This is a genomic window from Micavibrio aeruginosavorus ARL-13 (assembly GCF_000226315.1).
Lineage (GTDB): Bacteria > Pseudomonadota > Alphaproteobacteria > Micavibrionales > Micavibrionaceae > Micavibrio > Micavibrio aeruginosavorus_B.
Genome location: NC_016026.1, coordinates 2,059,176 through 2,073,731, shown reverse-complemented (window position 1 = coordinate 2,073,731; position 14,556 = coordinate 2,059,176). Strand labels below are relative to the sequence as shown.

Below are 14,556 nucleotides of genomic sequence, written 5' to 3'. Positions count from 1 at the left end.
AGGTGGGTCTGGAGTTGGAAACTGGGGCTTACGCGCTGATCGATGTCATTAAACGCGGGCGCATGATGCGGTTTTGCTGGCTTTCATCATCATCGTCTTTCTTGCGTTGATGTGTGGCGGCATTGGCGGCGGTTTCGCCCGGTGCGCTTAATTGGGCCATCGTCATCACGGTAATCGGATCGGTGATCAATCCGCCGGTTGGAACAGCATCGCGTGATTTTTCATCGCTCAATAACGACAGTGATGATTTCGCCATCGACAATTGTGCATTGGTCCATAACGATCCGGCGGCGGACATTGTGTTATCGTCTTCGCCAAATTCCAAATCCCGTGTGGCGATAAATTGCGGGCGCGGTTGAATGCGCAACCCGTCACCATTGGCGTCCAGCGTTTTAAATTGATCCGGTTTGCGTGATGGCACACCGGGTGCCAAACGATTGGCGCGCAGGGCATCGGTGTCGATGCTGCCGTCACTGCCGAATTTTTTATCAAAGAACGCGTACACTTGCGCCAGCGATTTGGCTTGCCCGGTTTTTGCGTTGTAGAAAACGTTGTAATTGGCTTTCGCGGCTTTCGGGAACAAATCGGCGGCGGCTTGCAGCGGATTGTCCTTCATCGCATTTAAAAAGGCGGTGGCTTGCCCCGCGCCAAGGAAGTGGGCGAAGTACATTTCGGTCGCACCGATATCGCCGTACCCCTTATCCAGATTTTGTTGCATATAGGCCTTGTTATCGGCGGCGAATTCCGCCGCCATGTAGGAGGCGATTTGCGGATCATCACGCAGGGCCAGAATTTCTTTGCGGGCGGCTTTGTCGGCGACTTTGTAATTATCGGAAATTTTGTCGGCGTAATCACCCAGCCCGTATTGCGCGCCATGGTCTTTCACCATTTGAAGCCAAGTGCGCTCAATAAACTGGTACAGGCCGCGGGCGGAGCTGGTCTTGGCCTGGGCGTCGGTATCGAAACTGCTTTCGGCGGCAGCTTTTTCCATCAAATAGGCAAAATCAACCCCGGTGGCGGTGCTGGCCTTGTGGATGGCGGCGGTCACGTCCGCGCCGGCCCGCTGGCTCAGGGCTTCTAAATCTTTGTTATATATGGCATTTCCGCTTAAATTCATGGCTTTTTGTCATATCATCCAAAAGGGTGGGGTGGATCAAAATTTCACCCCGTTCGGAATGATCATCGCAAGGACCGTGCCAGATGGGTTCCGAATCGCGCCGCGCCCGATATATAGTGAAAGGGCCCGATTCGGGCGTCTTATGCCAACCCCTTCGTTGACCTGGATTTTTTCGAGATGACTGATTACACGCCCCCGCAAAAGGATATGGCCTTTCTCCTCAACGATGTGATTGGCCTGGGGGGGATTCCGGCGGCCGCCGATCTGGATGCGGAAACGATTGATGCCATTCTGGGGGAGGCCGGAAAACTGGCGCGCGATGTTCTGGCGCCACTCAATCACACGGGCGATCAGGTTGGTAACGTATTGAAAGATGGCGTGTTAACCACGCCGCCCGGTTTCCGCGATGCGTATAAACACTATGCCGAAGGGGGATGGAATGCGGTGCCGTTCGATCCGGATTTTGGCGGGCAAGGTTTGCCGTGGGTTGTGGCCTTCCCGGTGATGGAGATGTGGCAGGCCGCCAATATGTCGTTTGGCTTGTGCCCGTTGCTGAACCAAGGCGCGGTGGAGGCGATCCACAGCCATGGGTCCGATGAATTGAAAGCGGCCTATCTTGAAAAACTGATTTCCGGTGAATGGACCGGCACCATGAACCTGACCGAACCGCAAGCCGGATCGGATCTGTCCGCGATTACGACGCGTGCGGTGAAACAGGCGGATGGCAGCTATAAAATTACGGGGCAGAAGATTTTCATTACCTACGGCGAACATGATTGGGCGGATAATATTATCCATCTGGTTCTGGCCCGCACACCCGATGCGCCGGAGGGGGTGAAGGGCATTTCCCTGTTTATTGTGCCGAAATTCATTCTGGATGAAAACGGCAATCCCGGCGCACGCAATGATGTGAAATGCGTCGGCATTGAACACAAATTGGGCATTCATGCATCCCCCACCTGCACCATGCAATATGGTGATGCGGGCGGGGCCGTCGGCTATCTGGTCGGTGCGGAAAATGAAGGTCTGAAATACATGTTCACCATGATGAACAATGCCCGCCTGTGCGTCGGGTTACAGGGCGTGGCCGTGGCCGATCGCGCGACCCAGGCCGCAATTGATTACGCCAAGGGCCGGGTGCAGGGCCGCGCATTATCGGGTGCAGGGGATCGCGTTGCGATCATTCATCACCCGGATGTCGTGCGTATGATTTTGTCGATGAAGGCCCAAGTGGAAGCGGGCCGCGCCATGGCGTATGAAGCGGCGCGCGCGTTGGATCTGGCCCACGCGGGGGACAAGGCTGCACAGGCGCGCGTGGATTTCCTGACCCCGATTGTCAAAAGCTGGTGCACCGATATGGCGGTGCGTGTTACGTCCATCGGCGTGCAAATTCACGGTGGCATGGGGTTCATCGAAGAAACGGGTGCCGCGCAATATTACCGCGATGCGCGCATCCTGCCGATTTATGAGGGCACCAATGGGATCCAGGCGGCCGATCTGGCCTTCCGCAAAATTTTGCGCGATGGTGGCGCGGCGGCCCAGGCGTGGATGGACGATATGGACGGTGTGTGCACCCGATTGGATGCCGCCAACCAAAATGGCCTGAAGGATCTGGGCGCGGCCTTGAAATCAAATGTTGTCGCGTTGCGTACGGCGACCACGGCCTTGGTGCAATCCGGGGCCAATGACCCGGACCGCGTCGGGGCGATTGATGCCCCGTTCCTGCATGCCTTTGGCACCGTATCGGGTGCGGCGATGATGGCGCGCCGCGCGCTTGCGGCGCAAAATGATACGGTGGATGCCGCGTTCCGGGCTACGCAGATGGATATGGCGACATTCTATTTCACGCACATCCTGCCCGAAGCGGATGCGGCGTTGAAAGTCGTGTCGCACGGTGCGGATGTTGTGACCGGGTTTGATATTGCGCGCCTGTAACGGTGCGGCTCAGATTCAAAAAAGCCCCGGTCTGTGCCGGGGCTTTTTGTCTATGATGCCTTAATATTGCACATCCGGATCGTTGGTCGCGCCGTAACCCGGCATGCCACATTCCAGCATGGCGTTTTTACGCAGCCCGCCAATATAATCATTATTCATGCGGGGGTTTCGTGTGTAACGCTCGGCCACCTTGTTCGCGGTGCAACGGCAGAAATCTTCGTAATCCGGGCGGGCCCAGCTCATATACTCCGTGCAGCTTTTGTAAACATATCCGGCCACGCCCGGCGTGTTCGGGCACATGGTGTTGACATCATTCATGATGATGTTCCGCACGGCATAGGGGCCGCGCTTGATGCGTTCATCCAGATATTTTACGGCGATGCAACGGCAATCCTGGAATGCGGAAAAATACGTGTTGTCACTACATTCCTTCTCGACGCTGACCATTTCATCCAGCAATTCCTTGGGCAATTCTTCCGGTGGAATGTCGGCGACGCTGCGCGGGCCGGGAACTTTCGGGGCCAGAATGGTCAGTCCCGTGCCCGGTGCGGGTTGGGCGTTTGTTTTTGGTGTGGCGGTTGGGTCCGCCGCTACAGGGGATTTGCCCGCGGCATCGTCGGCGGCAATCCGGCCTTCGGTCACATGTTGCGGGGCGCTGGGGATGCCCAGCCGTTCAGACGCGGCATCGGCCCCGGGCGGCGGGGCGGACAACGTATCCTGCGCCAGAGCCGGCGCGGACAAAGACAGGGCCAAAAACAGGGTCAAAAGCAAATGTTTCATGGGGTTATCATACCATCACCGGGTAAATAGAAAAATAACCCATCCGCATCGGAACTGGAAAAAAGGGCGTAAAAATTGAGATGTAAAAAAGCCGGGCTGTGAGGCCCGGCTTTTTCGTATCACGTCAAATCTTGCGGGTTTATGCGGCGGTTTTGTCGCCCGTTTTTTCCCCGCGGATTTTTTGCCACAATCCCTGGATCTGGGCCGCGGCGGCCTTTCCGGAATCGGTGGCGGCCTGGTCGGCGTTCTGGGCTGTGCCCCGGACCGTGTTGGCGGCCGGGTTGGCGGGTTTGTGCAGTTTCCCAGCCTTTTCCAGTTCCTGCATGCGGCGCATTTTCACGCGGCGTTGCTGTTCAACCAATTCGGCCTTCAGCTCTTCGGCTTGTTTCTGGCTGTACTGGCTGGTCAGCAGGACTTGCTGGGCTTGTTTCTGCCACTGGTCGCGCTGGGCTTTGTTGTCTTCCAGCTGATCTTTCAGCGAGTCGACTTGCTCTTCCAGCATTTTCACGCGCATTTTCAGACGTTCAATCTCCAGCATGTCGGCGGCGCGTTTCAGCTCGGCCTCGGCGCTGGCGTTGTTTTGCAGGGCGGCGTGGCCGCTGCCTTGTGGCAACAGGCCGAACACGCGATCCAGTTCGGATACGTCAACGGTACGGCGGCCATTGGCGTCCACTTCGAACGACAATTTGCCGGTGCCCATCGCCCGCTGGATCGTGGATTTGGATCGGCCGGTTAATTCTGCGGCTCGTTGTGCGCCTACTTTTGCCATGGTGACATCTCCCCCTCTGTGGTCGGATTTTTAAAATGCGTTTGGTTATTTTTTCTTGCTGTCTTCTTTTTCCAGCTTTTCATTCAGCAAGCGGGTCAGGCGTTGCCACTGACTGCCCGAGAACAAATGGGCATACAGGAACGGCAGCCAGCCGCGCTTGCGCCATTCCAGAAAGTCCTTGTCATCCATCTGGGTCAGTTTCTGTTCGTCCAAAATGCGGAAGCCGGCGAAGTTGATGCGGCGGTTTCCGGCCACAACGATTTCGGCCTTGCGGTCGACCAGCAATCCGCTGGCGGCCAGATAGCGCGAGAACTCCAGCGTTTGCTGGGCTGCGGCGTGATAGGATTTGCAGAATTCCAAAGCGTTCTGGGCCAGTGCGCTCGGCTTGCCATCGGTGTCGAAAAATTTCTGTTCGCCGTTTTCTTCGGTGACTTTGTCGTTGATGTCAACGCACAGGGTCAGCTGGTCGCTGCCCGGCAGTTCCGAGAAGATGAACGGGTAACGGCGGATGTATGCCGGGATGTATGCGCCTTCTTCCCATGTGCCCTTGTTGTTCACGAACAGGTTTTCATTGTCGCGCAGACCCATGATCGCAACCGGGGTTGCGTTTTCATCCGGGCTGAAGGCGATCGGGTAGAAGTGGCACACCTGCGGCATCTCGATCATGTTGACCGGAACGGCGTTCACGTCGGACGCATAATCAAAACCAAAATTCTTTTTCAGCGCCAGGTTCGCGTGGCGTTTGGAATCCAGCGGGGCCGGATTGGTGTAAAACAGCGGCATCGGTCGGACTGTGCCGTCGTCCTTCGGGGCGGTGTTCTTGTCGACCATGGGAATGACCTTTCGCGTGTCTTAATTAAGTGGTGCAATTTTTAATCTGGAATGGCTTCACTTAAGCAAATGCGCCCCTGTGGATCAATCCAAAAGGGGGGGGGAGGGCCGTTTTATCCGCAAGGGCCGGTGGATATCTGTGGGGGTCAGTCGAAGGTCAGGCGGTAGCGCAGGGCCGCGTCACCATAGGCGATATAGGAGGGCAGGCGGTCCCGCGGGGCGGCGAATACAACATCGCCCCCGTCTTTGAGCCGCTGCATATTTCCGCCTGCGGCCTGTAAAATCACCAGATCTGCGGCAATATCCCATTGATATCCGCCCCCTTTTTCCAGTGTTTCGTCCCGGCCCGTGCCAACATGCAGATCGGCTGTGCCCTGTGCCACCTGCAGATTACGGGGCAGTCCGGGGCGGATTGCCGGGGTTTCCGGCAGGCGCAGGATGTCGGCCAGCCGTTCCCGGGTGGCGTCATACAGGGCCGGGTCGGCATGGGTCTGGTTGAACAGGACGCGCAGGGTTCCGGCTTCTTCTGCGGGGGTGGCGGGGCGGGTCTGGATCGTGTGGACCGCGCCTGACCCGATCTGGCGCATTGCGGGCAGACCGGCGGCTCCCATATAGAGGACGTCCTGCACCGGGCTGTAGACCACACCAATGACCGGGCGTCCCTCCGTGATCAGGGCAATCTTGACGCAGAAACCGCCCGTGCGGGCCAGAAATTCCTTGGTCCCATCCAGCGGGTCAACGACCCAGTAGGGGGCCCCGCTGGCGGTGCTGGGGTCGGTGTCGTTTTCTTCGGATACGACCGGAATCGTCGGGGTCAGCTCGGTCAGCGCCTGGACGATATAGTCGCTGGCGGCCTTGTCGGCGGCGGTGACCGGGGAATTGTCGTCCTTCATCTCCAGTTTCAGCGCCGCTTCATCCATATTCGCATAATAATGCATGATGATCGCCCCGGCGTGCTGGGCGATCAGGCCGACAGGGGGGAGCAATTGTGCGGCGGCGGCTTTATCCATCAGTTGCGGGCCATCTTGGTTTCGAGGTTGCGCAAGGAGATTTCAATATTCTGGAAATACTGTTCCAGATTACACGGTCTCAAGCAAGGAAAAATGTCCCGGGACAGGTGCAATCTGTGGCGAAAGATTAATCATTAAATCGATCCAATGCAATGCAGCAATACAGCGTGTCCCGTTCCCCGCCCTGTTCCGGGTGGGGCAAATCGGTTAAGGTTTTGGTCCTATGGAGCAGGACCATTTAACCCAGCTTGAAAACCAAACGTTGTACATTCTGCGCGAAGCGGTGGCGCAGGTGGGGCCGCTGTGCATGCTCTGGTCGATGGGCAAGGATTCAACGGCCTTGCTGTGGATGGTGCGCAAAGCATTTTTCGGGCGGGTGCCGTTTCCGCTTGCGTTGCTGGACACCGGGCAGGAGCTGGCCGAGGTTTATGAATTCCGTGACCGTTTGGTGCGCGATTGGAATTTGCCCTATATCACTGTGCCGTGCCCGCCGGAATCCGAAATGGATGCAAGCCTTCCCCCCGCGACCCGCGCGGCGCAGCGCAAGAGCGTGGGTTTAAAAAATTTTATCGCACAGGAACAATTGCGCGGCGTCATTGTCGGCATCCGCCGGGATGAACAGGCGTTACGGGCCAAGGAACGGGTTTTTTCCCCGCGCGATTCCTTCGGTGCATGGGATGTGCGCGAACAGCCGCCGGAATTGTGGGAGTGTTACCGTCCCGTGGTCCCCGATGGTGGCCATGTGCGGATTCATCCCTTACTGAACTGGACCGAGGCCGATATATGGCGTTATACGCAACGGGAAAATATCCCGTTTGTGCCGCTTTATCTGGCGCGGGATGGAATGCGTTATCGGTCATTGGGTGAAAAAAACATTACCCATCCGGTGCGCAGCGATGCCGCCAGCATTGATGATATTATCCGCGAACTGGATCAAATCCGCACATCGGAACGCGCCGGCCGGTCGATGGATAGTGAAACGGAAAATTCTTTCGAGCTTCTGCGTACGCGGGGGTACATGTGACCCATGCCCCTTTGCGCATCGTTATGGTTGGGCATGTGGATCATGGTAAATCCACGTTGCTGGCGCGCCTGTTGCATGATTGCGGGTGTTTGCCCGATGGGGCGGTTGATGCGGCCCGGGCGGCATCAACGGTGCGCGCGAATGATGATTTTGAATGGGCCTATCTGCTGGATGCGTTTCAGGCGGAACGGGATCAGGCAGTGACCATCGATATTACGCGCCGGATTCTCAAGGCGAATGGCCAATCGTACATTTTAATTGATGCGCCGGGGCACCGCGAATTCCTGCGCAATATGGTGACCGGGGCCAGCGATGCCGATGCGGCCATTCTGGTTGTGGATGCGGCCGAAGGGGTGTGCGACCAAACGCGCCGCCATGCATTGCTGATCCAGCTGATGGGCGTGCGCCATGTGATCGTCGCGGTCAATAAAATGGACGCGGTTGATTATGCGTCCGCTGTGTTTGACCGGATTGCGGCGGATATGCGTGACCTTCTGGCGGGGCTGGATCTGGCGGTGCAAGTTATTGTTCCGGTGGCCGCGCGTCATGGGGTGATGTTGTACTCTCGTGGCGACGAGATGGGGTGGTATGACGGTCCCACGATTGTGGAGGCGCTGGGACATTTGACGGTTCCGCCCGCGCGGCATGATGGCCCCTTGCGCTTTATCGTTCAGGATATTGACCGTCGTGATGGCCAGCGTGTGATTGTCGGGCGGGTTGATTGCGGCGTTGTGCGGGCTGGTGATCGCGTTTTGCTCTCGCCTCTCAACGAAACAACCGCGATTGAGAAGATTGTGGTCTGGCCGGAAGATGAAGAGCGCATCGCGGCCCATGCTGGGGATGTCGTTGGGTTGGTTTTGTCCGACCGTGTGTTCGTCGAGCGTGGGCATGTGATCAGCCATCTGGACCACGCCCCGTTTCTCAGCAATGTTTTTCGGGCGCGCCTGGTGTGGCTGGGTGATGCGGATGTACGGCCCGGTGATGTCTATACCGTGCGTGTCGGCACGCGCGAATTGGTGACCAGTGTGCAGGCGATTGAGCGCGTGGTCACCGCCGATGATTTAACCCCGCATTATCATGCTCCATCCGCCCCGCGTCATGCGGTGGTGGATATGACCTTGCGCGCGCAGGGCATGATGGTTCTGGATTCCGGGCATGACGGGGCGATCCTGTCACGTCTGTGCCTGTATGATGGGCCCGATCTGGTGGCCGGGGGCGGAATTGATCTGTCCGGTTATCTGGATCAACGGGCGCGTCCGTCTGGTGGGGCGGCGAATTTGCATGCGGTGCATGGGCTTGTGGGTGCGGCGGAGCGGACGGCCCGCATGGGGCATCGCGGCGCAGTGTTCTGGCTGACGGGCCTTTCGGGCGCGGGAAAATCGACGCTGGCCATGCGGGTGGAGCGGGCGTTGTTCGATCGTGGCTTTGCAACCTATGTTCTGGATGGCGACAATGTGCGCAGCGGTCTGACCGCCGATCTGGGGTTCAGCCCCGTGGATCGCAGTGAAAATAACCGCCGTGTCGCCGCCGTGGCCGGGTTGATGGCCGATGCGGGGTTGGTGGTTTTAAGCGCGTTTATCTCTCCCTTCCGTGCCGATCGTGACCGGGCGCGCGGGTTTGTTCCGGCGGGGGTTTTTCATGAAATTTACGTCCGTGCCGATTTGGCAACATGCGAATTGCGCGATCCCAAAGGTTTGTATAAAAAGGCCCGCATTGGGCAGATTGCCGATTTTACCGGCATCGACTCCCCCTACGAAGAACCGGAAAACCCGGACATGATCGTGGATACGCAAGCCCACGATATCGACCATTGTGTGCGCATGATCGTCGATTACGTGATTGCAAAAACAAAAAATGAAAAGGCGTAAGCATTCATGAATAAACTATTCGACCCGGCTTATTATGGGGCCCTGTGCAATATGGTCCGCCGCGCGGCCATTGCGGCGGGGGATGAAACGCTGAATTATTTCGACGAATCCGGTGTGCCCGAAACGATGATCAAGGCCGATGGATCACCTGTGACGCTGGCCGATCATGCGGCGGAAGAAATTATTATCAAGGCGCTGGCCGATATTGATGAGTCGGTTCCCGTTGTGGCCGAGGAATCGGTGGCGGCGGGGCGTATTCCCGATCTGGCGGGTGTGACGCGTTTCTGGCTGGTCGATCCGCTGGATGGGACCAAGGGCTTTATCAGCGGCAGTGGCGAATATTGCGTCAATATTGCCCTCATCGAAAACGGCGTTCCGGCGTTGGGCGTGATTTATGCGCCGGTGGTTGGGGAATTGTTCGCCGGGTATGGCGCGGAAACGGCGCTGCGTTACATGGTGGATGATGATCAGGAAAAGGACATTGCCTGCCGCCGTGCGCCGCGCAACGGGTTGACCGTGATGACCACACGGCATCATGGTGATGTGGATCGCTTGAATGGTTATCTGGAATCGCTGAAGGTTGAAAAACTTCTGAAGCGCAGTTCCGCATTAAAATTCTGCGCCATCGCCTTTGGCAAGGCGGATTTGTACATCCGCGCAGGGGAAACATCGGAATGGGACAGCGCGGCCGGGCATGCCATTTTGCTGGCCGCGGGTGGGAATGTGGTGGATCAATCCGGCCATCCCTTAACCTACGGCCACGCGGATCGCGGGTTTAGAAACCCGGATTTTGCCGCCGCGTCGGACGATGTTTTGCCGATGCTGGACGGATTGTTCTTTACGCGCGCCGCTTGATAAAAATCACCGGGGCCAACTGTTCGATCACGCTGCGCTTGATTTGATCGGTGTAGGGGATTTGTGGTGCGTTTTCTTTTTCCGGGTCCAGCCATCCCTGCACATGCACCCATGTATCATCTTCGCGCACCAGACGTTTGATGGTGGATGCGCCGTCATTGCGGCGGATCAACACCGCATCACCCGTATGCGCCCGCGTGTTGGGGGAGATGATGCAGATATGGCCGGGGTGAATCCCCTCTGGCACCATGCTCAACCCGCTGGCGACCACGGCGTAGAGTTCCGGGTCTGGCCAGTCCAATGTCGCGTTGATTTTATACCGCACGGGATTGTACCACCCCTGTAATCCGCATTCGGCAAAGCCATAAACCGGAACGGGATTATGCGCGGGTGATGATTGTTCATCCATCCCGCCATAGACCAGCCAGTCGAGCGACACATTGCCCGCCGTGGCCAGACGGATCAGCGCGCCGCGTGTGGGTTCGCCCCCCTTCAGATAGCGTTGAATAGCGCCCAGCGATAATCCGGTTGCGCGCGCCAGTGCGTTCTGGCCCCCGGCGCGGGTGACCAGGCGTGCAATACGCGCGATGAAATCGGAATCTGTTTCAGTGTCGATGTCTGATTGTGGTGCCATGAATCAAAGATACACGCAAAAATTGTTTTTGGTCTTGACCAAGGGCGGTGCCCGGGGTTACTTTTATAAAAGTTGATTGCAACTTTTATAATTTTAAAGGATGGGGCGGGTATGGCCAAGGATAATCGTAAGGAATTGAATATAAATGAAAAAATTGGCGAAAATCTGCGCCTGCTGCGGCAGGTGGTGGGGCTGTCCCAACGGGATCTGGCCGATATTCTGGGCGTGTCGTACCAGCAGGTGCAGAAATATGAGGCGGGATCGGACCGCGTCCCGGTGGAGGGGTTTGTCCGCCTGCGCACCACATTGGGCATTTCCATGGATTCCCTGATCGCGGATGAACCGGATTGGGTGCCCGTATCCAATGATCTGGTGGTGGATGATGACGCACGCGGCCCCACGGGGATGCCCGAATCCTATGACCCTTTTGTCCTGGGGCAGTATCTGCAAAAACGGGTGCGCGGGGTCAAACCTCCGGCGGAGGGGTATAAAATTGCGCGCGTTGTGGACGTTTTATGCGCCGTATAATCAGCCCGGCGGGCGCTGAGGGGGGGTGCAGGGCGCGGGTGACAGGACAGGGCGGAGAATGGTACAAGGGGTGTGGTTTTAAATCCCCCATAACACAGGAACCCGAAAACCGTGCCGCAACCCTCTTCGACCGCTCTGGATGATCTTTTGACTGTGCGCGATTTTATTCGCTATGGCGTCAGCCGCATGATTGAAGCCAATGTGGTCTTCGGTCACGGGACGACCAATGCCTATGACGAAGCGGTTTTTATGGTGTTGGAGGGGTTGCATCTGCCCGTGGATCAATTGGAACCCTATCTGGATGCGCGATTGATCGGGGCCGAGCGGGAAAAGATGATCAGCCTGATCAATGCCCGCATTACCACGCGCAAGCCAGCGTCCTATTTGCTCAACCGGGCCTATATTCAAGGTATTCCGTTTTATGTCGATGAACGGGTGATTGTTCCGCGATCCTATATCGGTGAAATTTTGTGCGCCGAGGATGGTTTTATCGGTATTTCCGATCCGTGGGAGATTACATCGGTGCTGGATTTGTGCACGGGGTCCGGGTGTCTGGCCATTCTGGCCGCACATTTGTTCCCGAATGCAACGGTAGATGCGGTGGATCTGTCCAAGGATGCGCTGGCGGTGGCGGAACTGAACGTGAAAACGCTGGAGCTGGGGGATCGCGTGAATCTGTATCAGGGCGATTTGTTTGCGCCGCTGAAGGGCAAAACATACGATTTGATCATCACCAACCCGCCTTATGTCGACCCTGATGAAATGGCTGTGTTGCCGCCGGAATATCGGGCGGAACCAAGCATGGCACTGGATGGTGGCGGGGACGGGATGGATATTGTCCGCCGTATTCTGGCCGAGGCACCGGATTACCTGAGCGATGATGGTGGGCTGCTGTGTGAAATCGGCACGGGGCGTCACATCATTGATGATGAGTATGCCAACCTTCCCTTCCTCTGGCTGGATACAGAGGATAGCCAGGGTGAAGTGTTCTGGATCACCCGGGATGAAATGCTGGAGGCCTGATCGTTAGAAGGGCCAGAATTTCGGGATCACAACCATCGATACCGCGAACATGATCAGGTTCATCGGTATCCCGACGACCAGAAAATCCTTAAACTTGTACCCGCCGGCCCCATAGACGAATGTGTTGGTCTGATACCCGATCGGCGTGGCAAAACTGGCGCTGGCCGCGAACATGACGGCGACCAGGAACGGCTTGGGGTCCAACCCCAGTGATGTGGCCACACCAATTGCAATCGGTGCCAACAAGGCGGCCACGGCGTTGTTGCTGACAATTTCGGTCAGCACGGATGTCAGGATATAAAACACCGCCAGAATCATCAGCGGCCCGCCCAGCGTTTCGGCCAACTGGACCACTTGATCCACCACCAGTGCCGCCGCGCCCGTGCGTTCCATGCCTAATGACAATCCCAGCATGCCAAAAATCAGGAACAGGATAGACCAGTCGATGGTTTTATAAATATCGCGCGGTTCGATACAACGTGTGACCGCGACAAAAAACGCGCCGATAATCGCCAGTGCCGCAATGGGCATGACATCCAAAGCGGCCAGCCCGACCACGGCGATCAGGGTCAGCACGGCCAGTGGCGCCTTGTTCCGGCGCATCGGTTGTTCTTCCTGCACCGTCAAATTGACCAGGCCGCTATCCTCGAACAACTGTGTCATGCCCTGGATCGGACCTTCCAGCAACAGGGCGTCGCCCATTTGCAATTGCTGGCGTTTCGGGCCGCCGATGGCGGTGCGGTGTTCAGCCTGATGCACGCCGACGACGTAAACGCCATAATTGCGGCGGAAGCGTAGCGCGGATACCATTTTACCAATCAGGGGTGAGTTGTTGCCCACGATCCCCTCGACCACGACGTTTTGGGACGCGCTGACCGGTTCGAAATCGCTGATCGTGCTGGTGTCGAATTCGACCGCGCCGGATTCCTTGATGCCCAGAATTTCTCCGGCGTTGGTTTCCATGACGATGCGGTCGCCGGCTTTCAGCAACAATTCGTCCAGATGATCCTTCATGGAATCGCCGTGGCGGATCACGTCCAGAATATGTGTGTCCTCACCCTTGTTCAGCATCGAACTGGTCAGTTTCTGTCCGATCAGGGCCGAGTTATGCGGGACCAGCAACTGGGCGATATATTTTTTACCCGTACCGCCGCCGATCATGCTGGATAGCGATTGCCGCGCGGGCAGCAAATGGCGGCCAATTAACACCATAAATAACGTGCCGACAGCGGCCAGAATCAGGCCGGGGGCCGTGATTTCAAACATGGAAAAACGGGCCGCGCCGCTATTCTCGGCGATCCCGCTGACCAGCAAGTTGGTGGAGGTGCCGATCAACGTTGTGGTCCCGCCCAGAATGGCGGCATAAGACAAGGGGATCAAAACCTTGGAGGACGCAATATCCATCTTGCGGGCCAGTGCGATCAGCACGGGGGTCAAAACCACAACAACGGGCGTGTTGTTCATGAAGGCCGAGATGACCAGCGCCACAGGCGTGACGGCCAAAATCAGGCCTAACTGTCCCTTGCCCGCAAAGCGGTTGATACTGCGTCCCAGATATTCAACGCACCCCGTGCGCTCCAGCGCGGCGGAAATAATGAACATGGCACCGATGGTGATGGGGGCCGGGTTGCTGAACACGCTCAACGCGTCTTTGGTGGTCAGGATGCCAGTCAGGATCAGGATGGCCAGCGCGCCAAGCGCGATAATGTCGGGCGGCATCCGTTCCATCAGGAACGCCACAAAAACCCCGATGATCAGGCCGTAAATCAGCCAGATGTCCCAGGCGATGCCGAAGAATTCAATACCACTCATAAACCCGATCCCATGTCATTGCGGGGTCATACTACCAAAGGATGGCCCTTCAATTATATAGGTGTCGGCTCAAGGATCTGTATATATCGGCTAATCTTTTGATTTTTATGCAAAAACAACCGTAACGCCGCGGCGTTTGAAATACGATTGCATCATTTTGCGGCCCTGACGGTTATTTTGCGGCAGGCGGGTCGGGTCGACGGTGATGCTGGCCGCGCCATTGGTTTTCAGGGCGGATTTCAACGCATCAATGCATTCATCAATGTTTTCGTTATCGTTGTCGAGAGAGGCGTAAACTGCTTCCAGCGCTTGTTCGATCGTCATGGTCCGCTCACCGTCATTGTGCGTGTTTATTATGGTGTATGACTAG

14 protein-coding genes are annotated in these 14,556 nt (G+C 57.1%); 6 read left to right on the top strand and 8 right to left on the bottom strand.

Going from position 1 to position 14,556, the window contains the following annotated elements:
* Positions 1–28: 28 nt before the first annotated feature.
* Positions 29–1,117: a lysozyme family protein gene (locus tag MICA_RS11935; protein WP_014103592.1), complete on the bottom strand. Its 1,089-nt coding sequence runs from the start codon at positions 1,115–1,117 to the stop codon at positions 29–31.
* A 177-nt stretch (positions 1,118–1,294) separates the two neighbouring features.
* Between MICA_RS11935 and MICA_RS09795 the strand changes: the two genes are divergently transcribed.
* Entirely contained in the window at positions 1,295–3,052 is a 1,758-nt protein-coding gene (locus tag MICA_RS09795) for an acyl-CoA dehydrogenase (protein ID WP_014103591.1), read from the top strand.
* Positions 3,053–3,112: 60 nt separating this feature from the next.
* On the opposite strand, the gene MICA_RS09790 is transcribed toward MICA_RS09795, so the two are convergent.
* The 4 genes from MICA_RS09790 to MICA_RS09775 form a co-directional block, all read right to left on the bottom strand.
* Positions 3,113–3,832, bottom strand: a complete 720-nt coding sequence (locus MICA_RS09790; protein WP_014103590.1) for a hypothetical protein — start codon at positions 3,830–3,832, stop codon at positions 3,113–3,115.
* Positions 3,833–3,971: 139 nt separating this feature from the next.
* A complete protein-coding gene (locus tag MICA_RS09785; RefSeq protein ID WP_014103589.1) occupies positions 3,972–4,601 on the bottom strand; it encodes a MerR family transcriptional regulator in 630 nt (209 codons plus the stop codon).
* A 45-nt stretch (positions 4,602–4,646) separates the two neighbouring features.
* The gene (locus tag MICA_RS09780; protein WP_014103588.1) at positions 4,647–5,432 is read right to left on the bottom strand and encodes a SapC family protein; all 786 of its coding nucleotides are present in this window, start codon (positions 5,430–5,432) and stop codon (positions 4,647–4,649) included.
* A 146-nt stretch (positions 5,433–5,578) separates the two neighbouring features.
* Positions 5,579–6,442 carry a 3'(2'),5'-bisphosphate nucleotidase CysQ family protein gene (locus tag MICA_RS09775; RefSeq protein WP_014103587.1) on the bottom strand — a complete coding sequence of 288 codons (864 nt, stop codon included), beginning with the start codon at positions 6,440–6,442 and terminating at the stop codon, positions 5,579–5,581.
* A gap of 223 nt (positions 6,443–6,665) precedes the next feature.
* Between MICA_RS09775 and cysD the strand changes: the two genes are divergently transcribed.
* Genes cysD through cysQ form a run of 3 tightly spaced genes read left to right on the top strand, consistent with a single transcriptional unit; the run spans position 6,666 to position 10,189 of the window.
* The gene (cysD, locus tag MICA_RS09770) at positions 6,666–7,466 is read left to right on the top strand and encodes a sulfate adenylyltransferase subunit CysD (RefSeq protein ID WP_014103586.1); all 801 of its coding nucleotides are present in this window, start codon (positions 6,666–6,668) and stop codon (positions 7,464–7,466) included.
* Positions 7,463–9,334 (top strand): adenylyl-sulfate kinase, encoded by a 1,872-nt coding sequence (gene cysC / locus MICA_RS09765; protein ID WP_014103585.1) that lies wholly within the window; start codon positions 7,463–7,465, stop codon positions 9,332–9,334. Before cysD ends, cysC begins: the two co-directional genes overlap by 4 nt.
* Before the next feature lie 6 nt (positions 9,335–9,340).
* Positions 9,341–10,189: a 3'(2'),5'-bisphosphate nucleotidase CysQ gene (gene cysQ, locus MICA_RS09760; RefSeq protein ID WP_014103584.1), complete on the top strand. Its 849-nt coding sequence runs from the start codon at positions 9,341–9,343 to the stop codon at positions 10,187–10,189.
* On the opposite strand, the gene MICA_RS09755 is transcribed toward cysQ, so the two are convergent.
* Positions 10,173–10,823, bottom strand: a complete 651-nt coding sequence (locus tag MICA_RS09755; RefSeq protein WP_014103583.1) for a LexA family protein — start codon at positions 10,821–10,823, stop codon at positions 10,173–10,175. The genes cysQ and MICA_RS09755 overlap by 17 nt on opposite strands.
* A 111-nt stretch (positions 10,824–10,934) precedes the next feature.
* On the opposite strand from MICA_RS09755, the gene MICA_RS09750 reads away from it, so the two are divergent.
* Together MICA_RS09750 and prmB are read left to right on the top strand one after the other, a co-directional pair.
* Complete coding sequence (locus MICA_RS09750; protein ID WP_014103582.1) at positions 10,935–11,351, top strand: helix-turn-helix domain-containing protein; 417 nt, start codon at positions 10,935–10,937, stop codon at positions 11,349–11,351.
* A gap of 111 nt (positions 11,352–11,462) precedes the next feature.
* Positions 11,463–12,374: a 50S ribosomal protein L3 N(5)-glutamine methyltransferase gene (prmB, locus tag MICA_RS09745; protein WP_014103581.1), complete on the top strand. Its 912-nt coding sequence runs from the start codon at positions 11,463–11,465 to the stop codon at positions 12,372–12,374.
* A 3-nt stretch (positions 12,375–12,377) separates the two neighbouring features.
* Here prmB and MICA_RS09740 read toward each other — a convergent pair whose 3' ends face one another.
* Both MICA_RS09740 and MICA_RS09735 read right to left on the bottom strand, forming a co-directional pair.
* On the bottom strand, positions 12,378–14,186 hold the full coding sequence (locus tag MICA_RS09740) for an SLC13 family permease (protein WP_014103580.1): 1,809 nt from the start codon (positions 14,184–14,186) through the stop codon (positions 12,378–12,380).
* Between the two features lie 105 nt (positions 14,187–14,291).
* A complete protein-coding gene (locus tag MICA_RS09735; RefSeq protein ID WP_014103579.1) occupies positions 14,292–14,510 on the bottom strand; it encodes a hypothetical protein in 219 nt (72 codons plus the stop codon).
* Between the last annotated feature and the right edge of the window lie 46 nt (positions 14,511–14,556).

What these genes read in the sequence shown, in the direction of transcription:
- MICA_RS11935 (WP_014103592.1), bottom strand. Translation starts at nt 1,117, where the DNA reads ATGAATTTAAGCGGAAATGCCATATATAACAAAGATTTAGAAGCCCTG.
- MICA_RS09795 (WP_014103591.1), top strand. Translation starts at nt 1,295, where the DNA reads ATGACTGATTACACGCCCCCGCAAAAGGATATGGCCTTTCTCCTCAAC.
- MICA_RS09790 (WP_014103590.1), bottom strand. Translation starts at nt 3,832, where the DNA reads ATGAAACATTTGCTTTTGACCCTGTTTTTGGCCCTGTCTTTGTCCGCG.
- MICA_RS09785 (WP_014103589.1), bottom strand. Translation starts at nt 4,601, where the DNA reads ATGGCAAAAGTAGGCGCACAACGAGCCGCAGAATTAACCGGCCGATCC.
- MICA_RS09780 (WP_014103588.1), bottom strand. Translation starts at nt 5,432, where the DNA reads ATGGTCGACAAGAACACCGCCCCGAAGGACGACGGCACAGTCCGACCG.
- MICA_RS09775 (WP_014103587.1), bottom strand. Translation starts at nt 6,442, where the DNA reads ATGGATAAAGCCGCCGCCGCACAATTGCTCCCCCCTGTCGGCCTGATC.
- cysD (WP_014103586.1), top strand. Translation starts at nt 6,666, where the DNA reads ATGGAGCAGGACCATTTAACCCAGCTTGAAAACCAAACGTTGTACATT.
- cysQ (WP_014103584.1), top strand. Translation starts at nt 9,341, where the DNA reads ATGAATAAACTATTCGACCCGGCTTATTATGGGGCCCTGTGCAATATG.
- MICA_RS09755 (WP_014103583.1), bottom strand. Translation starts at nt 10,823, where the DNA reads ATGGCACCACAATCAGACATCGACACTGAAACAGATTCCGATTTCATC.
- MICA_RS09750 (WP_014103582.1), top strand. Translation starts at nt 10,935, where the DNA reads ATGGCCAAGGATAATCGTAAGGAATTGAATATAAATGAAAAAATTGGC.
- MICA_RS09740 (WP_014103580.1), bottom strand. Translation starts at nt 14,186, where the DNA reads ATGAGTGGTATTGAATTCTTCGGCATCGCCTGGGACATCTGGCTGATT.
- MICA_RS09735 (WP_014103579.1), bottom strand. Translation starts at nt 14,510, where the DNA reads ATGACGATCGAACAAGCGCTGGAAGCAGTTTACGCCTCTCTCGACAAC.